This is a genomic window from Amycolatopsis sp. NPDC043889 (assembly GCF_056435645.1).
Genome location: NZ_JBWKEC010000003.1, coordinates 353,238 through 372,141 on the forward strand (window position 1 = coordinate 353,238; position 18,904 = coordinate 372,141).

General features: G+C 67.7%; 21 protein-coding genes. 6 read left to right on the forward strand and 15 right to left on the reverse strand.

Annotated features, from left to right (window positions below; all coding sequences use genetic code 11):
* Positions 1-37: 37 nt before the first annotated feature.
* The gene (locus tag AC0685_RS09710; RefSeq protein ID WP_478225141.1) at positions 38-1,843 is read left to right on the forward strand and encodes a glycoside hydrolase family 3 protein; all 1,806 of its coding nucleotides are present in this window, start codon (positions 38-40) and stop codon (positions 1,841-1,843) included.
* A gap of 123 nt (positions 1,844-1,966) precedes the next feature.
* Here AC0685_RS09710 and AC0685_RS09715 read toward each other — a convergent pair whose 3' ends face one another.
* From AC0685_RS09715 to AC0685_RS09765, 11 genes are all read right to left on the reverse strand, one after another.
* A complete protein-coding gene (locus tag AC0685_RS09715) occupies positions 1,967-3,580 on the reverse strand; it encodes a DHA2 family efflux MFS transporter permease subunit (RefSeq protein WP_478225142.1) in 1,614 nt (537 codons plus the stop codon).
* A complete protein-coding gene (locus AC0685_RS09720) occupies positions 3,561-4,187 on the reverse strand; it encodes a PadR family transcriptional regulator (RefSeq protein WP_478225143.1) in 627 nt (208 codons plus the stop codon). The genes AC0685_RS09715 and AC0685_RS09720 overlap by 20 nt, the downstream gene beginning before the upstream one ends.
* Positions 4,188-4,317: 130 nt before the next feature.
* Positions 4,318-4,638 (reverse strand): hypothetical protein, encoded by a 321-nt coding sequence (locus AC0685_RS09725; RefSeq protein ID WP_478225144.1) that lies wholly within the window; start codon positions 4,636-4,638, stop codon positions 4,318-4,320.
* Positions 4,635-4,841 carry a DUF397 domain-containing protein gene (locus tag AC0685_RS09730; protein ID WP_478225145.1) on the reverse strand — a complete coding sequence of 69 codons (207 nt, stop codon included), beginning with the start codon at positions 4,839-4,841 and terminating at the stop codon, positions 4,635-4,637. The genes AC0685_RS09725 and AC0685_RS09730 overlap by 4 nt, the downstream gene beginning before the upstream one ends.
* A 197-nt stretch (positions 4,842-5,038) precedes the next feature.
* Positions 5,039-5,872 (reverse strand): helix-turn-helix domain-containing protein, encoded by an 834-nt coding sequence (locus tag AC0685_RS09735; RefSeq protein WP_478225146.1) that lies wholly within the window; start codon positions 5,870-5,872, stop codon positions 5,039-5,041.
* A gap of 61 nt (positions 5,873-5,933) precedes the next feature.
* Positions 5,934-6,152 (reverse strand): acyl-CoA carboxylase subunit epsilon, encoded by a 219-nt coding sequence (locus AC0685_RS09740; RefSeq protein ID WP_340684550.1) that lies wholly within the window; start codon positions 6,150-6,152, stop codon positions 5,934-5,936.
* Positions 6,149-7,786, reverse strand: a complete 1,638-nt coding sequence (locus AC0685_RS09745) for an acyl-CoA carboxylase subunit beta (RefSeq protein ID WP_478225147.1) — start codon at positions 7,784-7,786, stop codon at positions 6,149-6,151. The genes AC0685_RS09740 and AC0685_RS09745 overlap by 4 nt, the downstream gene beginning before the upstream one ends.
* A 516-nt stretch (positions 7,787-8,302) precedes the next feature.
* Positions 8,303-8,968 carry a response regulator gene (locus AC0685_RS09750; protein WP_478225148.1) on the reverse strand — a complete coding sequence of 222 codons (666 nt, stop codon included), beginning with the start codon at positions 8,966-8,968 and terminating at the stop codon, positions 8,303-8,305.
* A complete protein-coding gene (locus AC0685_RS09755) occupies positions 8,965-10,116 on the reverse strand; it encodes a sensor histidine kinase (protein WP_478225149.1) in 1,152 nt (383 codons plus the stop codon). Before AC0685_RS09755 ends, AC0685_RS09750 begins: the two co-directional genes overlap by 4 nt.
* A gap of 68 nt (positions 10,117-10,184) precedes the next feature.
* Positions 10,185-11,003: an SRPBCC family protein gene (locus AC0685_RS09760; protein ID WP_478225150.1), complete on the reverse strand. Its 819-nt coding sequence runs from the start codon at positions 11,001-11,003 to the stop codon at positions 10,185-10,187.
* Positions 11,004-11,055: 52 nt separating this feature from the next.
* On the reverse strand, positions 11,056-11,826 hold the full coding sequence (locus AC0685_RS09765) for an NAD(P)H-dependent oxidoreductase (RefSeq protein ID WP_478225151.1): 771 nt from the start codon (positions 11,824-11,826) through the stop codon (positions 11,056-11,058).
* A 44-nt stretch (positions 11,827-11,870) separates the two neighbouring features.
* Here AC0685_RS09765 and AC0685_RS09770 point away from each other — a divergent pair, with 44 nt between their 5' ends.
* The 5 genes from AC0685_RS09770 to AC0685_RS09790 are packed head-to-tail and all read left to right on the forward strand — an operon-like array spanning position 11,871 to position 16,224.
* Positions 11,871-12,881, forward strand: coding sequence for a GlxA family transcriptional regulator (locus AC0685_RS09770; protein ID WP_478225153.1), 1,011 nt, complete (start codon positions 11,871-11,873; stop codon positions 12,879-12,881).
* Between the two features lie 52 nt (positions 12,882-12,933).
* The gene (locus tag AC0685_RS09775) at positions 12,934-13,632 is read left to right on the forward strand and encodes a lysoplasmalogenase family protein (protein WP_478225154.1); all 699 of its coding nucleotides are present in this window, start codon (positions 12,934-12,936) and stop codon (positions 13,630-13,632) included.
* A gap of 59 nt (positions 13,633-13,691) precedes the next feature.
* Complete coding sequence (locus tag AC0685_RS09780; RefSeq protein ID WP_478225236.1) at positions 13,692-14,009, forward strand: ArsR/SmtB family transcription factor; 318 nt, start codon at positions 13,692-13,694, stop codon at positions 14,007-14,009.
* Positions 14,006-14,440: an SRPBCC family protein gene (locus tag AC0685_RS09785; protein WP_478225155.1), complete on the forward strand. Its 435-nt coding sequence runs from the start codon at positions 14,006-14,008 to the stop codon at positions 14,438-14,440. Before AC0685_RS09780 ends, AC0685_RS09785 begins: the two co-directional genes overlap by 4 nt.
* Before the next feature lie 20 nt (positions 14,441-14,460).
* Entirely contained in the window at positions 14,461-16,224 is a 1,764-nt protein-coding gene (locus AC0685_RS09790) for an alpha/beta hydrolase family protein (protein ID WP_478225156.1), read from the forward strand.
* Here the strand turns inward: AC0685_RS09790 and AC0685_RS09795 are convergent.
* The 4 genes from AC0685_RS09795 to AC0685_RS09810 all read right to left on the reverse strand — a co-directional run bounded on the left by AC0685_RS09795 (position 16,221) and on the right by AC0685_RS09810 (position 18,902).
* A complete protein-coding gene (locus tag AC0685_RS09795) occupies positions 16,221-16,646 on the reverse strand; it encodes a VOC family protein (RefSeq protein ID WP_478225157.1) in 426 nt (141 codons plus the stop codon). The two genes, AC0685_RS09790 and AC0685_RS09795, sit on opposite strands and share 4 nt — an antisense overlap.
* Before the next feature lie 57 nt (positions 16,647-16,703).
* The gene (locus tag AC0685_RS09800) at positions 16,704-17,327 is read right to left on the reverse strand and encodes a LysE family transporter (protein WP_478225158.1); all 624 of its coding nucleotides are present in this window, start codon (positions 17,325-17,327) and stop codon (positions 16,704-16,706) included.
* Between the two features lie 843 nt (positions 17,328-18,170).
* Entirely contained in the window at positions 18,171-18,506 is a 336-nt protein-coding gene (trxA, locus tag AC0685_RS09805) for a thioredoxin (RefSeq protein ID WP_478225159.1), read from the reverse strand.
* Positions 18,507-18,902 carry a MerR family transcriptional regulator gene (locus tag AC0685_RS09810; RefSeq protein WP_192746662.1) on the reverse strand — a complete coding sequence of 132 codons (396 nt, stop codon included), beginning with the start codon at positions 18,900-18,902 and terminating at the stop codon, positions 18,507-18,509.
* Positions 18,903-18,904 lie beyond the last annotated feature (2 nt).

The window sequence follows — 18,904 nt, forward strand, 5'->3', positions numbered from 1 at the left end:
CCGCGTCAGAAGATCACTTCGCACGACGCAAACCACAGTGCTCGCAGTACTGCTCCTGGCTGGCTCGGCCCTGTCGCCGGTGGCGTCCGCCGCCCCGGGGCCGGTCTACAAGAATCCCCACGCATCGACGTCCGCGCGGGTGAACGACCTGCTCAAGCGGATGAGCCTCGACGACAAGATCGGCCAGATGACCCAGGCCGAACGCGGCGCGGTCACCCCCGAACAGGCCGCCGCGCTCAAACTGGGGTCCCTGCTCTCCGGCGGCGGCTCGGTACCCGCCAGCAACACACCGAACGGGTGGGCCGACATGGTCGACTCGTACCAGAAGGCGGCGATTTCGACGCCGCTCGGCATCCCCACGCTCTACGGTGTCGACGCCGTGCACGGCCACAACAATGTCTACGGCGCGACGATCTTCCCGCACAACATCGGCCTCGGTGCGGCCAACAATCCGCGCCTGGTCGAGAAGATCGGCCGCGCGACGGCGCTGGAAGTCGCCGGAACCGGCCCGCAGTGGGACTTTTCGCCGTGCCTGTGCGTCGCCCGTGATGATCGCTGGGGCCGGACCTACGAATCCTTCGGCGAATCCCCGCGCGACGCCATCGCGAACGCCTCGGCCATCACCGGTCTCCAAGGGCGCAGACTCGGCGAGAAACCGGGATCGGTGCTCGCGACGGCGAAGCACTACGTCGGCGACGGCGGTACGACGAACGGCGTCGACCAGGGCAATACCGAGATCGGCGAACGCGAACTGCGTCAGATCCACCTGCCGCCGTTTCGGGAGGCGATCGACCGCGGCGTGGGCTCGGTGATGATCTCGTTCTCCAGCTTCCAGGGAGTGCGCATGCACGCCCAGAAGTACCTGATCACCGACGTTCTCAAGCGGGAGCTGCGGTTCTCCGGCCTGGTGATCTCGGACTACAACGCGATCAACCAGATCGACGGCAAGGAAGGCTTCACCCCCGAAGAGGTGCGGCTCTCGGTCAACGCGGGCATCGACATGTTCATGGTCCCGTGGGACGCGCCGCAGTTCATCTCCTATCTCAAGGCCGAAGTCGAAGCGGGCCGCGTCTCCCGCGACCGGATCGACGACGCGAACCGGCGCATCCTGGCGCAGAAGTTCAAGCTCGGCCTGTTCGAGCGCCCGTACACCGACCGTTCGCTCCAGAAGACGTTCGGCAGCAAGGAACACCGTGAACTGGCCCGGCAGGCCGTCCGCGAATCCCAGGTGCTGCTGAAGAACGACGGTGTGCTGCCACTGGCGAAGAAGAACAACAAGATCTTCGTCGCGGGCAAGAACGCGAACGATATTGGAAACCAGGCGGGCGGCTGGACGCTCACCTGGCAAGGCCAGAGCGGCCCGGTGATCCCGGGCACGACCATCCTCGACGGGATCAAGTCGGGGGCGGGGAAGGGAACCACGGTGACCTATGACCGTGCGGGTAACGGAATCGACGGCAGCTACCAGGTCGCCGTCGCCGTGGTGGGCGAAACGCCGTACGCCGAAGGGCAGGGAGATCGTCCGAACGGCTTCGGGCTCGACGCGGAAGACCTCGCCACGATCGCCAAATTGAAGGCTTCCGGGGTCCCGGTCGTCGCGGTGACCGTGTCCGGGCGCCCGCTCGACATCGCTCCGCAACTGCCGCAGTTCGACGGGCTTCTCGCCGCCTGGCTCCCGGGCAGCGAAGGCGTCGGTGTCGCCGATGTCCTGTACGGCGACTACAACCCGACCGGGAAGCTGACGTTCAGCTGGCCGACCAGCGCGGCGCAGGAACCGGTGAACGTCGGTGACGGCAAGAAGGCGCTGTACCCGTACGGCTACGGCCTGCGGTACCGCCGGTAGCTTCCGCCCTCCCGCGGATGAGATGAACGGTCCTTTCCTTGCGAAATTCGCAAGGAAAGGACCGTTCATCGCACTGGCGGCGGGCCCACGAGCCGCATTCAGAGGACTAAATGCGGCAAGGGGTCAGGCGGCGCTGGCGGCGGGTTCGGGGGCAGGGGAGCGAGGCGCCCGCGGAGCCGGACGGCGCATGGTGAGCGCGGCGAGCACGCCCAGCACCAGTACCGCGGCCGGGAGCAGCAGTGTCACCCTTGCCGCATCGGTCAGTCCATTGTGGACGGCGTCGAGCGCGAGCCGCTGGGCCTGCTCGGCGACGCCGGACGGCAGGCCGGGGAACGCCGCCGTCCCGGAGGAACCGAACTCCCCGGTCGATTCCGCGGCCTTCGCGACACCTTCCGCGAACGGGGCCCGGTACTGCTCCGGCAAGGCGCTCGCGGCCACCGCGGCCTCGTCGGCGATCGAAACGCTGATCCGTGCCTGCAGCAGCACGCCGACGGCGGCGCTGCCGAGCACGCCGCCGACCTGGCGCGCGGTGTTGAAGATGCCCGACGCGGTCCCGATGAGCCGCGGCTCGACCGAACTCATCGCCAGGTTGCCCATCGGCGCGAAGATGAACCCGATCCCGAAGCCCGCCACCAGCAACGCCGGGGTGAGCGCCCAGGCGTTCGCGCCCGCCCGTGCGGTCAGCGCCGCCAGTGCCAGCCCCGCGCCCAGCGCGGCCAGCCCGATGATCAGCAGGACCTTGCCGTTCACCTTGTCCGAAGCGCGGCCGACGAACGGGCCGATCAAGCCGCCCAGCAGCGACATCGGCGCGAACAGCAGGCCGGACATCGTCGGCGACTCGCCGAGCACGGCCTGGAGGTAGATCACCAGCGGAAGGAACATGCCGGTCATCGCGAAGCCGACGGTGACCGCGGTCAGCGCTCCGGCCGAGAAGTTACGGTTCGCGAAAACGCCCAGCGGCAACAAGGGTTCCTTGCGGTTGAGCCGCTGCCACACCACGAAAGCGACCAGCAGGGCGACACCGGCGCCGATGATCTCGAACACGGTGATCGGCCCGAAGACGCGGCCCCAGTCGTACTGCTGTCCATTTTGGACACCGTAGACGACGCAGAACAGGCCGGCTCCCGACAGCAGGATGCCGGGGACGTCGAAGGAATGTGAGTGCTTCGGCTGCCAGTCCGGCACCTTGAGCAGTGCCAGCGCGAGCGCGACCACACCGACCGGCAGGTTGACGAAGAAGATCCATTCCCAGCCGAGATGGTCGACGAGCACACCGCCGAGCAGCGGACCGACGATGGCGGCGATCCCGGCGACGCCGCTCCAGAGCCCCATCGCGGGGCCGCGTTTCGACGGCGGGAACAGATGGCTGATGAACGCGAGGGTCTGCGGTGTCATCAAGGCGGCGCCGAGTCCCTGCACCGCGCGGGCCGCGATCAGCATTTCGACCGAACCGGACAGGCCGCACCACAGCGAGGCCAGCGTGAACACCACGAGCCCGGCCAGGTAGACGCGTTTCGGGCCGAAACGGTCGCCGAGCCTGCTGGCGAACAGCATCGGCACCGCGTAGGCGAGCAGGTAGACGCTGATCACCCAGACGATCGCGTTCAGGCCCGCGCCGAGTTCGCGCAGCATCGCGGGAACCGCGGTCGAAACGATCGTGGTGTCCAGCAGGATCATGAAGAAACCCAGGCACAGCGCGGAAAGCGCCGCCCAGGGGTCAGCTTGTCGCGCGTTCATCGCTGTCGTCCTCGGTGACCAGGTTCAGGTGCGGGGTGCAGTGCTCCTGGAACCGGATGCGGCCGGATTCCAGGTCTTCGACCAGCTTCTTGGTCCACTCGAGTTCGAAGGCCCGCCGCGCGGTGGCGTAGGACCAGTCGAGCCAGTAGATCTCGGGAAGCTTGTGCTCGTTGACGAGGTTTTCGAGAACGACCTGGTCGGAGGCGATGGCGGCCTGAAGCCGCAGCACACGGTGCTTGAGGTGGGTGAGCGACATTTCCGGGCCGAGCTCGTCGATGACGGCGAGCGCGCTGAGGTACTCGGGGTACTCCTCGGCGGGGTTGGCCAGCATGTCCTGCGCCCGGTCGACGAACTCGTCTCGACCGGCGTCCGTCATCGCGTACACGGTGCGCTCGGGGCGCTTCCCGTCGCGCTGTGTCTCGACGACCTCGACGAAGCCGTTCTGCACCAGGCGATCCACCGTGTGGTAGAGCGAGCCCGCCTTCACCTTGACGCGCGTGTTGACGAAGCGCTCCCGCATCAGCTGCGCCATCTCGTACGGATGCATGGCCCGTTCGTGAAGGAGTTCCAGCACCGCCATGGCGAGTGGGGTGAGCTTCGAGGCCATGGATGATCCCCTCGGAAGATTCCTTGCTGATTATTCCGAGTGGACTATATGGCAGGACCGGTCCGGGCTCAAGTACGGGGTTCGCGTGCTTGAAGGCGTGACTCGCGTGCTCGGAGGCGGAACTCGCGTGTCAGTTCAGGGGTCTCGGCCCGATTTCGCGTTCGAGGAAGCGGTGGTACTCGATGGCCGCGATGGAGTTCTCCAGCTGTTCGAACGTCGGGGCGGGGAGCGCGCCGTTGAAGACGATGGTGAGGCTCTTGCGCGGGATGTTGATGACGTACGGATCGACGTCGAGTTCTACGCAGTGGCTCCGCAGGACCGCGGTCCAGTGATCGAGGTCCTCGTCCTCGCCGAGGTGCTCCCATCGCGCGACGATCCAGTTGCCGTTGATCAGCTGTCCCGCCATCTCCCGCGGATCGTGGACCATGTACGGCTCGGCGACGTCGTTCATCGCCCGAGGTGCTCGAGGAGCGCGGCGAAGGACTCGGCCGGGAGCACCAGGATCGGCCGGGTCTCGTCCGGCATCGCCCACTGTTTGGTGTCCCGGATGCCGACCAGGCCGGGCGCGGCGCCGACCTCGACGCAGGCGTTCTCTTCCCAGTGCGTGTAGGTCGACTTGTGCCAGCCGGTCATGTTCTCGTGCCAGATGGTCATCGGAGGCCCTTTCCCCAGTGACTGTTTCGGCAAGTAGACGGGTTGCGCGGCAGCAAGGTTGGCGAGATCGGGTGATCTGCGCCAGTTGGTCGGTGAACGGCTTCGGTGATCGCGTTCGGCGCACGAAAGGGGACCTTCACCGACAGCTGCCTTACTCACGATGCACTCTCGGAGTGCATAGTGCAAAGGGTCTTAGGTCACCGAAGTGAATCGGCCGCGAGCTGTCGGTAGTCGGCGGCGATCCGCGTCAGATGCGAGCAGGCGATGTCGCCGTAGGTGGCGTAGTGCTCGACTTCGGTGAAGCTCTTCTCGTAGTCGGCCACTTCGCGTTCGTCCGTGACGAGCGCCGTGGCCGTCTGAGTCCCGAGGAGCACCGCGCGCGAGTCGTAGATGTCGAAACCGTGGAGGACCGGGACCGAAACCGGTGCGGTCCACGGGATCACGCCCAGCCGCACCCGGCCGCGCCGGGACACCTCGATGAGGTGGCCGAGCTGGGCCAGCATCGTCGCCGCACCGCCCATGTTCCAGCGCAGGGCGCCTTCGGTGAGCACGAAGTGGAACTCGCGGTTCGAGTCGAGGATCCGCTGGCGTTCCAGCCTGGCATCGACCGTCTGGTCGCGTTCGTCGGCAGGCAGCGAATCACCGAACAGGGCGGTGATGTAGTCGCGGGTCTGGAGCAGGCCGAACACGATGGTGGGCTGGAAACTCCGGATACGGGCGGACGCCGTCTCGATCTTGCCGATGCGCTGCTGCATCCGCCAGGCACCGCGCTGGAGGACGACGCGGGCGGACGACGCCTCTTCACGGAGGTCCCGGGTGATCGCGACGAGCGCCCGCCGGACCTTCGCGGGCGCGCGGTAGACGCGGCACAGTGCGACGACCTGTTCCTCGGTCGGCATGAACGCGCCGGTTTCGACCCGCGAGACCTTCGACTGACTGAGGCCGGTGAGCCTGGCCGCTTCGGTACCGGACAACCCGGCGGCTTTGCGCAGACGGCGCAATTCGGTGGAGAGGTGGTCCTGGTTCGTCACGCACGGCTTTCTGGGGCGATCGCGGTCGGCGGATCCGTCACGATAACCCGCGAAGCCGCCTTCAGCGAGGAAGCGCCGAAGCCCGCCAGGCTCCCTCGCCGGGCGCGAGCGGGGCTCGCACGAGCGAAGCCTTGTCCGCCCACCACGAATCCCGTTTCGGCGCCGGTTCCGGTGCCCGCGCACTGGCCGCCGCAGCGACGACGGCGGTCAGGGCGGCGAGTTCGGTGTCGTCCGGGTTGCCCCGGACGACACGCAGCAGCGGGGTTTCGGGCGCGGTCACAGCGGGATGTTCCCGTGCTTCTTGGGCGGCAGCGTCTCCCGCTTGCCCTGGAGCAGCGAGAGCGCCTTCGCGATGTGGCCGCGGGTGTGCGCGGGCACGATCACCGAGTCGACGTAGCCGCGCTCGGCCGCCGCGTACGGGTTCAGGAGCGTGTCCTCGTACTCCTGAATCAGCTCGGCGCGCAGCGCGTCGACGTCCTTGCCTTCGGCGGCGGCCGCGGCGAGGGTCTTGCGGTGCACGATGTTCGCCGCGCCCTGCGCGCCCATGACCGCGACCTGCGCCGTCGGCCAGGCCAGGTTGATGTCCGCGCCGAGGTGCTTCGAACCCATGACGTCGTACGCGCCGCCGTACGCCTTGCGGGTGATGACGGTGACGAGCGGGACGGTCGCTTCGGCGTAGGCGTAGATCAGCTTCGCTCCGCGCCGGATGATGCCGTTCCACTCTTGGTCGGTGCCGGGCAGGAAGCCGGGGACGTCGACGAAGGTCAGCACCGGGATGTTGAACGCGTCGCAGGTGCGCACGAACCGCGCGGCCTTCTCGGAAGCGTCGATGTCGAGGCAGCCGGCGAACTGGGTCGGCTGGTTCGCCACGATGCCGACGCTGCGCCCGTCCACCCGGCCGAAGCCGACCAGGATGTTGGGCGCGAACAGCTCGTGCACCTCGAGGAAGTCGCCGTCGTCGACGATGCGGGTGATGACCTCGTGCATGTCGTACGGCTGGTTCGGCGAGTCCGGGATCAGCGTGTCGAGCTCGCGGTCGGACTCGGTGACGTCGTCGAAGAACCCGCCGGGGGCCGCGTCGGTCTCGAAGACGGGAGCCTCGGAAAGGTTGTTCGCCGGGAGGAACGAGAGCAGTTCCTTGACGTAGGCGATCGCGTCCTCGTCGTCGGAGCCGAGGTAGTGCGCGTTGCCCGAACGGGTGTTGTGCGTGCGCCCGCCGCCGAGCTCCTCGAAGGAGACCTCTTCACCGGTCACGGTCTTGACGACGTCGGGGCCGGTGATGAACATGTGCGAGGTCTTGTCGACCATCACCACGAAGTCGGTCAGCGCCGGCGAGTAGACGTGCCCGCCCGCGTTGGCGCCCATGATCAGCGAGATCTGGGGGATGACGCCGGACGCCTTGACGTTGCGGTTGAAGATCTCGCCGTAGAGCCCGAGCGAGACGACGCCTTCCTGGATCCGCGCGCCGCCGCCCTCGTTGATGCCGATGATCGGGCGGCCGGTCTTGATCGCCAGGTCCATCACCTTGACGATCTTCTCGCCGTACACCTCACCGAGTGAGCCGCCGAAGACCGTGACGTCCTGGCTGAACACGCACACCGGACGACCGTCGACGGTGCCGTACCCGGTGACGACGCCGTCGCCGTAGGGCCGGTTCTTCTCCTGGCCGAAGTTGACCGAGCGGTGCTTCGCCAGTTCGTCGAGTTCGACGAACGAGCCCTCGTCCAGCAGCAGGTCGATCCGCTCGCGGGCGGTCTTCTTGCCCTTGGCGTGCTGTTTCTCCACCGCCCTCGCGGAACCCGCGTGCACCGCCTCGTCGTATCGGCGGTACAGGTCGGCCAGCTTGCCGGCCGTGGTGTGGATGTCCGGTTCGTCCTCGGGCGGCGTCCCGAGCGGCTCCGTCGCACTGCTCATGAAAGCGCAGCCTAGCTACTCGACGGTCACTTCGCGTGTGGCGTAGGCAACGTCCGTCAGCGGCGGCGGGTGGGTGGTCGCGGACGACCGGTCCGTGAAGGCCCCCTTCCCTACCCTCAAAGTAGGGAAGGAGGCCTTCACGACCTCGGCCGCCCTCGGTGACCCGGCTCGGTATCGGCGGACCGGGCCCGGTTGGAGTACATGAAGGCCGCCTTCCTGTACCTAGGTGCAAGGAAAGGGCCTTCATGTACTTCGGCAAGGTGTGAAGGTCGAGTTTCCTCGGCTGAGCCGAGGGAAGGGGCCCTTCACGCGCGGCAGCTGTGCCTGCTGTGGTCGCTGGTGTACCTGGGACGAGAGCGGCGACCCTGAAGGTCCGTGAAGGCCTCCTTCACTACCTTCAGGGTAGGCAAGGAGGCCTTCACGGACACATGATCAGCCCCAGCCAAATCCAGTAGGTATCCGAGACGCTCTTGGCCCTAGCCCGAATCGCCATTCACGACCACCCCGACCCATCCCTCACTGGAAGGAGGCGCGCACCAGACCGGACTCGTAGGCCGCGATCACCAGCTGCGCCCGGTCCCGCGCCGCGAGTTTGTGCAGGAGGTGGCCGATGTGCGTCTTCACCGTCGCCAGCCCGAGATGCAGAGTCCCGGCGATCTCGTCGTTCGACAGGCCGCGCGCGATCAGGCTCAGGACCTCGCGTTCGCGGGTGGTGATGTTGTCCAGCGAAGCCGCGACGCGCTGCCCGGGTTCGGGCAGCCGGGCGAACTCGGCGATGAGCCGCCGCGTGATCGACGGGGCCAGCAGTCCTTCGCCCGCCGCGACGACCCGGATCGCGGTCAGCAGCTCGGCGGGCGGGGTGTCCTTCAGCAGGAATCCGCTCGCGCCCGCGCGCAGGGCCGAATACACGTAGGCGTCGAGGTCGAAGGTCGTCAGCATCAGCACGTGGACGCCTTCGGTGGCGGCCGACGCGCAGATCCGCCGGGTGGCTTCGATCCCGTCCAGTTCGGGCATGCGGACGTCCATCAGGACGACGTCGGGGCGCTCCTTCTCGGCGAGTTCCGCGGCCTCCGCGCCGTCGCTCGCCTCGCCGACGACCTCGAGGTCCGGCGCGCTGTCGACGAGCACGCGGAAGCTGCCGCGCAGCAACGCCTGGTCGTCGGCGATCAGTACGCGGATCATCGTGTCCCCACTTCCTTGGCGGCGTACGGCAGCCGCGCGAACACCCGGAATCCCCCGGCGGGCAGCGGGCCCGCTTCGAAGTCACCACCGTAGACGGCGACGCGTTCGCGCATGCCGATCAAACCGTGCCCGCCGGGCGTCGACGGCGAACCTTCGCCGCGCCCGTCGTCGACGATTTCGACGCTGACCTCGCCGGGGCCTTCGGTGATCGTGACCCGGCAGGCCGACGGTCCCGCGTGCTTCACGACGTTGGTCACCGCTTCCTGCGTGATGCGGTAGACCGAAAGCGCGACACCTTCCGGGAGGTCGTCCACCGCCTCGCCGGTCAGCTCGACGCGCACCCCGGCCTGTCCGGCGCGTTCGGCCAGGGTGCGCAGGTCGGCGAGTTTCGGCGCGGGGCCGAGCGCGGCCTCGGGCGTCCCGTCACCGGAACGGAGGACGCCGAGCATCCGCCGGAGTTCGACGAGCGTCTCGCGGCTGGTGAGTTCGATGACTCGCAACGCTTCGCGTGCTTCTTCCGGCTGTTCTCGCGCGACGTGGTTGCCGACGGCCGCCTTGACCGCGATCAGGCTCATGCTGTGCGCGACGACGTCGTGCATCTCGCGCGCGATACGCAGCCGTTCGTCGGAAACCGCCTGATCGGCTTGGGTTTCCGCGAGCTGGGCCAGGTTCGCGCGCCGTTGCCGCGTCATCCAGCCGAGTGCCCACGAGCCCACCACCCCGCCGCCCGCGAAGGCCGTCGACGCGATCGTGTTCGGGCCCAGCCGCAGGAACTCGAAGATCATGACGACGACCAGGCCGAGGCCCATCGCGATCAGCGAGCGGGCGCGCGGGTGTTCCAGCGCCACGGTGTACAGGGCGCACGCGGTGGCCAGGAGCGCGGCCGGGCCCAGCCCGTTGCCGGCGAGCAGGGCCGGGACCAGGCTGCCGAGGCCGAGGCCGTACGCGACCAATGGCCGGTGGCGTCGCAGCGCGATCGCGATCCCGCTGGCGGCGACCGTCGCCCAGACGAGCCACATCGGGATGGCGATGAGGAACGTCCAGGTCTTCGCGGCCAGGTTCCCGCCGACGGCCACGACGAGCACCAGCGCGAGGAGCGCGTCGATCGTGTACGCCACCCGCTGGGGGAGCGCCGACGGCTGTTTCATACGGCGAACTTAACCGGACATGTGGTGCGTGCGCGTCCGTCCGGCGGAGGTCATCCCCAGGGTGGAGATCAGCTTCCCTGAGTCGCCGCGAAGAACTCTTTCAGCTTCTCGCGCCGGCTTCGTAGCGCCTCGGGCACGATGTCGTCCTGTCCGGCGGGGACGGTCTGGGTCACCTCGACCATGGTGCCGTCGAGTTCGGAATGGCTGAACTCCCAGCGGACGATCCCGCCCCGTGGCAGCGAAAACTCCAGCAGCCGCGGCGGCTCCTCGCGGATGACCGTGCCCTCGGCCGGTTCGGCGGTGAGACGGGCCCAGACCTCATCGAGCGGTTTCCAGACCAGGTCGCGACGGAAGCGGATCACCTTGCCGTCGCCGGTTTCCAGAACTTCGCCCTCGGCGAGCCCGAACTCCTCGGTGTAGGCCTCGATCGGGCCGATCCAGTCGGCCGACGGCTCATGGTCCACGCCGTCGAGCAGGGCGACGAGCGCCACGAGGCAGCTATCCCAGCCAGCGGCCGTGCGGGGCGCCGCGATCTTGGCGATGGCGGGTTCACCACGGCCGAACGTATGCGTGAAGAGCAGACGGCTGCCGTCGCCGTCCGGAGTGATCTCCCAGCGCAGCACGTCGTCGTTCCAGCTGAACACGAACACGCGGGGTTCGTCGGCTTCGAGGACTTCGCCCGCGGTCGGGGCCTCTTCGCCCTCGAAGCTGAATTCGATCTTTCCGCCCGGTCGCAGGTCGACTGTGACCGCCGCGGGAAACCATTTCGCGAGCTTCGACGGTTCGGTGATCGCCTGCCAGACACGCTCCGGCCGGTCTGCGAGACGACGTTCCATCCGTAGCGCCGGACGTTCCCCGACGGTCTCCAGCCGGGCGCGAGAGTTCACGGTGACCTCCTTATGTGCTTTGACGCTAATATAACCACGGACTAATATTCGGTCAAGTGTCGAGGTGGACGCCGATCCCGCTCAGCCCCGGCGCGAGTTCCTCACGCAGGACCAGATCCTCGTCGTAATCACCCCCGTTCTGGTGACGGAACGGGATCGGGTCCTGAATGGCCAGCGTCCGCAGCCGTTCGCGCAGCGCCGCGGCCGCGGCTTCGTATTGCCCTGGCGAGACGCGGTCGGCGCCGCAGATCGTCAGCGGGGGCAGGACCGACATGCCCGCGTACCAAAGTGTCCCGTGCTGCAACGGGAACAGCAGGTCACCGATGTCGCCGTTCACCCCGCGCGGGCCGATCGTGGCCTCCGGCGCCCCCGCGGTCAGCACGACCATGGCGCGCTTCCCGGCCAGCGCGCCTTCGCCGTAGCGCGCCGTCCGGCCGTCGGGGCGCTGGACGCCGTAGGCGAAACCCTTGACGAAGACGCGGTCGAACCAGCCCTTGAGGATGGCGGGCATTCCGTACCACCACAGCGGGAATTGGATGATCACGGTGTCCGCCCACGCCAGTTTTTCGTGTTCGGCGCGGATGTCCTCGCCGAGCTCGCCGGTCTCGAAGGCGTACTTCGACGTCGAGCCGACGACGAGCCGGTCCGGGGAAGCGGCCCGGCCGAAGTCGTCGGCGTCGACGACGGCCTTCCACTTCATCGCGTACAGATCGGATTCCCGGACGTCGGCGCCCTGCGCGCGGAGGGCGCTCAACCCCTCGTCGCGCAGCGAGCCACCGAGGGAACGGGGTTCGGGGTGAGCGAAGATCCACAGCACGTTCATGGTCCCACCGTCGCGTGTTCTCCCGGCCGGGGACGAGTGGCCTGATGGACAACATGTGCAAGAATCGAGCCATGGGCTTCTTCGTGCATCCCGGCCGTCATCGGGTCGCCGTGCTGGTCCGCCACGGAATGCTGGTGATGGAGCTGGGGATCGTCACCCGGCTGTTCGGCACGGCCAAGTCCGCCGACGGCGAGCCGCTCTACGAGGTCGTCACCTGCACGCCGGAACCGGGGCAGATCCGGACCGACGCCGACGTCACGATCTCGGTCGCGCTCGGGCCGGAGGTGCTGGCCGAGGCAGACACCGTCGTCATCCCGGCGTCGTCCACCGAATACGAACCGTCGGGGCACGACCTCACCGAGCCGCTCGCGCGGGCACTGGAGCTGATCCGGCCGGAGGCCAGGATCGCGTCGATCTGCACGGGTGCCTTCGTGCTCGCCGCCGCCGGGTTGCTCGACGGCCGGAGGGCGACCACGCACTGGCGTTCGGCGCTGGACTTCCAGGCGAAGTTCCCGAAGGTCGACCTGGATCCCAACGTGCTTTACACCGACGAGGGGAACGTGCTGACCGCGGCGGGCGTCGCGTCCGGGATCGACCTCTGCCTGCACATGATCCGCTGTGATCACGGTGCCGCGGTCGCGAACGAGGTCGCGCGCGGCACGGTCGTCTCACCGCATCGCGAGGGTGGGCAGGCGCAGTTCATCCGGCGGCCGGTGCCGGAGCCGCAGTCCTCCTCGACCGCGGCGGCGCGGGCCTGGGCGCTCGAGAACCTCGACCGGCCGCTGACCCTGCGCGAGCTGGCGGCGAAAGAGGCGATGAGCACGAGGACGTTCACGCGGCGGTTCCGCGACGAAGTCGGGATTTCGGCGTTGCAGTGGCTGACCCAGCAGCGGATCGAACGGGCCCGTCAGCTGCTCGAAGAGACCGATCTGCCGGTGGACAAGGTCGCCACCGAAGCGGGCTTCGGTACCGCCGCGTCGCTGCGCCAGCACCTTCAGGCGGCGTTGGGGGTCTCGCCTAGCGCGTATCGGAACACCTTCCGCGAAGCCGTCTGAAAGCAGCTGACCGCCTGGTAACTTACTCTGGGATAAGTTCCGGAGGTGGTCAGTGAAGACCCTGAAAATCGCCGAACGGGTGTTGTTCGCGAGCGCCGCGATCGGCACGGTGTACTCCGCGAGGACAGGCAATCGGAAGCTGCGACTCGCGACCAAACCCGCCGCGGTCCCGGTGCTCGCCGCCAGGGTCGCGCGTTCGCGGGGGCTCCCGCCGGGGGAGAAGGGCCTGCTCGTCGCCGCGTTGATCGCGGCGGGAGCGGGCGACCACTTCATGGGCAGGTCCGACGAGGACGGCCAGCTGATCAGGGGTGCGACCTCATTCGGTGTCATGCAGGTGCTGTACTCCGCGCTGTTGTGGCGCCGCGGTGCCCGGCCGCGCGCGGCGACCGCGCCGCCCCGGCTGGTGGCGTGGGCGGCGGCCGCGGTCGCGATGGCGTTGCCGAAGCCCTCGCCGGTCTCTTCGGTGCTTTCGGTCTACGGGGGCCTGCTGAGCACGACGTCGACCCTCGCGGCCGACCCGGTGCTGGCGCCGAAGGCCAAGGTCTCGGGCGGGATGGTGGTCCCATCGGGTGACCGCCGTACCTGGATCGCCGCCGGCGCGCTGTTGTTCTCCGCGTCGGATCTGGCGATCCTGATCCGCCGCAACTTCGTCACCAGTGAGCGGGTGCGGGCCAATCTCGAAACCTTCGTGCTGACTTCGTACCTCGCGTCGCAGTGGCTGCTCGTCGAAGGCATGACCGCGGAAAGTTAAGCATCTACTTGACTATCGTACGGCGTGGGCGGATAGTTAAGTATGTGCCTAACCAACGCATGGACCAGGTGTTCAAGGCGCTGTCCGACGGGACGCGCCGCGAGATGATCGAGCGCCTCACCCGGGGCCCCGCCTCGGTGGGGGAGCTCGCGCAGCCGTTGTCGATGTCGCTGCCCGCCGTGATGCAGCACCTCCAGGTGCTGGAGGCCGGCGGGCTCGTCCGGTCGGAGAAGGCGGGGCGCGTCCGTACCTGCCACCTCGAACCGGACGGACTGCGGATGGCCGAGGACTGGCTCGGCGGGCAGCGCACCGGCTGGGAACACCGGCTCGATCGCCTTGGCGGCTTTCTGGACTCCGACGAAGGGAAAAGGTCATGACCGTCAAACACGCCACGTTCACCCTCGAGCGCGTCTACCCTGCGGCGCCGGAACGCGTTTTCGCCGCTTGGTCGGATCCGGCCGCGAAGGCCGGTTGGATCACCGTGCCCGGCGGCGGGCACTCTCTCGACTTCCGGGTCGGCGGCCGCGAGGTCATCAGCGGTCCCCCCGGCGGCAAGGAGATGCTCTTCGAAGCCCGCTATGAGGACATCGCGGAAAACGAGCGGATCGTCTACACGGGGAAGCTCTCCGCGGACGACGTCCTGGCCACCGTTTCGGTCACGACGATCCTGCTCGAAGCAGAGGAAGGCGGCACCCGGCTGACGTTGATCGAGCAGGGCACCTTCCTCGACGGCCACGAGGAACCGAGCTGGCGGGAGCAAGGCACGGGCGACTGGCTCGACAAACTGGGCAAAACACTGTCGCGATAACTTCCGGCAGGATGGGGGACATGCTGACCGCTGAGCTGATCGTCGACAGCCATTTCCCGTCGGAACCCGCGCTTTCCCCCGATGGGAAATGGGTGGCCTACCAGGTCTCGACCATCACGAAAGGCGTCCCTGAGATGTGGCTCGCCGCTGTGGACGGCAGCGAAAAGCCGCGGAAGCTGGCCGAAGGGTCCTCGCCCCGGTGGTTCACGGATGCCCTCTATTTCCTCCGGGACGGCCGTGTCTGTTCGCGGGACGAGGAGCTGTTCGCTTGGGGGAGTGAGATCACCGGCTTCCTTCCGCTGCGCGACCGGATCGTGTTCATCGCCGAAGACGAGACGCCTGCCGCGGAAATCTGGGTCTGGAGTGAAAGTCTTCGCCCGGCGCGGCTGCGGAGCTTCGATCTTCGAACCGGCGAGATCACGACACTGATCGAAGACCACGTCGTCGACGTCGCCTGCCGCCAGGACGACAAGGCGCTCGCCGTCGTCACCTGGCCGACGCCGGAAGTCGACCCCGGCGGGCTCGAACCCCGGCTTTCCTTGCTGGACCTGGAAACCGGGGAGCGGCGTGATCTCGGCCGGGTCGCGTTCGAAGCCGCCAGCCCCGTTTGGTGGCGGGAGGAGGGCGGCTGGCACATCGCGTACCTCGGGACTCCGGAACTGGTGGGTGGCCGGGCCGTCTTCGACGTTCCCGTGGAAACCGGGGAACATCGGAACCTGACCGAGGAATCGACCTGTCCGATCAAGCTCGCGCAGGTCGATTCCGGTGCTCCTCTGGTGCTCGTCGCCGACGGGCTCGACACGGCTCTCCATCGGCTCGGTGCCGGCGAAGTGTCGTTCTGGCGCGGGCAAGCCGACGCGCTGGCCTCGAACGGCGAGATCGTGGTCACCGTGCTGAGCACCGCTCATCATCCGAAAGATATCCACTGTGGACCGGTGGGCGGAGCGTTGACGCGAATCAGTGACACGGCGCCGGAGTTCGCCGGGATTTCGTGGGGCTCCCAGGAACGGTTGTCCTACAAGGCGTCCGACGGCCTCGCGTTGGACGGCCTGCTCGTTCTGCCGCCGGGAAAGACTCGCGCCGACGGACCTTTTTCGCTGGTCACGCGGGTTCACGGCGGACCCTACGACCGGCACGCGGACCGCTTCATGCTCAACTGGTACCCGTCTGCGCAGTGGCTGGCCCTGGCAGGGCACGCCGTCTTCCTGCCGAATCCCCGTGGGGGACAAGGCCATGGGCATGAATTCGCCGCTTCCGTCGCGGGACGGGTAGGCATGGAGGAATGGAGCGATATCGAGACCGGGATCGATCTCCTCGTCGCCGAAGGAGTGGCCGATCCGGAGCGGCTCGGGATCGTGGGCGGGAGTCACGGCGGATATATGACGGCCTGGGCCGTCGGGCAGACCCGCCGGTTCAAGGCGGCGCTGATGGTCGCCGGGATCTGTGACTGGGGAATGCTCGCCGCGACCGGTGAACTCGGTCCGCTGGTGGAATCCGCGCATAGCGGAAGTATCGGCTGGGAAGGAACAGGTCCGCACCGGCACGATCAGCTCAGCCCGATCTCCTACGCGTCGAAGATCGAGACCCCCGTACTGATCGTGCACGGTGCGGACGACACCAACGTCCCCTTGTCCCAGGCGGAATTCTTCCACCGCGCGCTACGCCACTTCGGCGTCGAACACGACCTCGTCGTGTATCCCGGCGAAGGGCATTCGTTCCGCGGACGTGATCACCAGCTGGACCTGCTCCGCCGCACTCGCGAGTGGTTCGCGCGGTTGCTTTAGCTCTGCGGGGCTCCGAAGACGTACGTGCCGAAGGTCCATTCGTAGCCTTCGAGATCGTCGACGCGGCAGCGGTAGTTGCCCCATTCGGTATTCACCGGTTCCCAGACCGGTGTCGCGCCGGCCTCGATGGCCGAGGCGAAAACGGCGTCCACGGCCTCCTGCGTCGGAAGGCTCACGTAGAGGCCGTGGCCGACGGTTTCGCCCTTGCGCGCCGGGCGGTCGTAGTCCTCTTCCGCGCTGAACACGACGATCCCGACTCCGCCGAGCCGCAGTTCCGCGTGCAGGATCAGGCCTTTGTCGTCGGGGTACTCCGTGGTGGTCTCGAAGCCGAAGGCGCGTTCGAGCCAGCGAAGGGCCTTGGGGGCGTCGTTGTAAGCGAGGTAGGAGTGGAGGGAGGCGGTGCGTTCCTGGGTTTCGGTCATGGGCACAGCCTCGCAACCGATGCGGACAACCATGGTCCTCGATTCCCGGCGGTTTCTTCACCAGAGCAGCCGCAGACCGAGCACGGTGATGAGCGCGCTCGACGTCAGCGCGGTCACCAGCCGTCCCCGGCGTCCGGTCAACGCTTTGCCGAGCACGGCGCCGCCACCCGCGAGGAACAATTGCCAGCTGGCCGAAGCCGCGAACGCCGCGGCCACGAAGACCACGTGTTCCGCTCCGCTCGCCGCGGCCATGTCCTCGCTGCCGAGTACGAGCGCCGCGAAGTAGACCACCGTCGTCGGGTTCAGCAGGGTGATCCCGAGCAGGCTCACGTACGCCTTCACCGGCCCGATCGCGACCGGCTGCGTCATCTCGGCTTTCGCGGAGTCGCGGAAGGTCCGGATCCCGCTGAGTCCGATGTGGACGGCCAGCGCGAGCAGCACCACCACCGATGTCCAGCGCAGCGGCACGGCGATCGGCTCGATGACGGGGATGAGCCGCCCGCCGCCGAGAACCGCGACCAGCGCGTACAACCCGTCGGCCGTGGCCACACCGAGCGCGGCGTACGCGCCGATCCTGAGCCCCGATCTGGCCGTCAGCACAACGAGATAGGTCGCGACCGCGCCCACCGGGATGGCGATGCCATACCCGGCGAGCAGGCCCGCGACGAGCGCGGCGCTCACGGCCGGACTGGTGTCGGCCTCCGCCAGGACCCGGCCTGCTGCTGCACCCGCACCCGTCGGACGACGGAGGACGGGGTCAGGAAGGCGAGGGTCGAAGTCATGGGAGAAGGATGCGAACGGGCGGCCGCTCGCGCAACACAATTACCGCTCGGTTCGCGATGGGGCTCGTGAGTTGGGGGTAAGGCAAACGTAGCGGGTTGTGGACGCCTGCCGCGCAGCCTTTTCGCTGACTTCACGGCAAGTTCTCTACCGTCCGGGCCTTTGGTGTCCGCATAGGTCCCTTTTCGGGCAGTGCACGCCTGTTTGATGCCTGTACGCGGGGGGTCGAGTGGTAGAGAGCGTTACTGAGGGTAAGGCGAACGTGGTGGGTCGGCGGCCGCTCACCGCGAGGATCAGGTGCGGCCAATGACTGTCCACAAGGGACGACGAGTCGGATTCCGCTGCCCGATTTGAGTACTTTGCGCAGGGGTCGTGAGTGGCAAGTGTCGTTCTAACCCTCTTTATCACTCACGACTCCCCGCGAAACCGGACATACAGGCATGAAGCAGGCGTGCGCTGACCGAACGGTGACCTATGTGGACATCAAAGACCCGGCCGGTCGAGAAACTTGCCTTGAAGTCAGCGAAAGGCCTGCGCGGCAGGCGTCCACAACCCGCCACGTTTGCCTTGCCCCTCAATAGAATGACCCTTGCCACTCACGACCGCCGCGTGATACTACGCAAAGTACCCAAAACGGGCGTCGGAACCCGGTCAAGGAGTCCCTTGTGGACCGTTATGTGCGCGCCTGATACCCGTGGCGAGGTGGCACGCTGCCGACCCGCCACATTTGCCCTGCCGCACCACTCAAGAGAGGGCGGGCTGCAGAGCGGCGTCCAGGTCGGCCAGCAGCTTGGCCTTCGGCCGTGCCCCGACGGTCGTCCACACTGGACTCCCGCCCCGGAAGAGGATCAGCGTCGGCAGCGACATGACCTGATAATTCCTAGCCGTGAGCGGGTTTTCGTCGGAATTGAGCTTGCGGATGAGCAGCGAGCCCGCTCGCTCTTCGGCGATCTGCTCGAGCACCGGCGCGATCATGTGGCAGGGCGGGCACCATTGCGCCCAGAAGTCCACCAGGACGGGCGTGTCCTGATCCAGGACGAGCTCTGGGAAGGTTTCGTCGGTGACGACGGGCAGGGACATTCAGGCCTCCTCGTTTCGCGGCACGACGACGCACGGTCCCGGCGGCGTTTTCAGCGCGCCCGCCAGCTTGGTCAGCAGGCTTTCCCGCACGTCGTTGAGCCTGGCCAGACAGGCGTCCACCTCGGCGAGTTTGCGTTGGTAGACCTCGATCGAATCGGCGCACGAGTCGCCGGTCTCGTGCCCGGCGCGCAGGCATTCGACGAACGGCCTGGTGTCTTCGAGGCTGAGCCCGACCGCTTGCAGGGTCAGGATCTCGTTCACCAGACGGTAGTCGTCCTCGTCGTACTCCCGGTAGCCGTTCGACGCGCGCCGTGCGTCGAGAAGCCCTTGTGACTCATAGAAACGCAGCGCGCGGGTGGTGGTTCCGGTGCGCGCGGCGAGTTCGCCGATCCGCATGG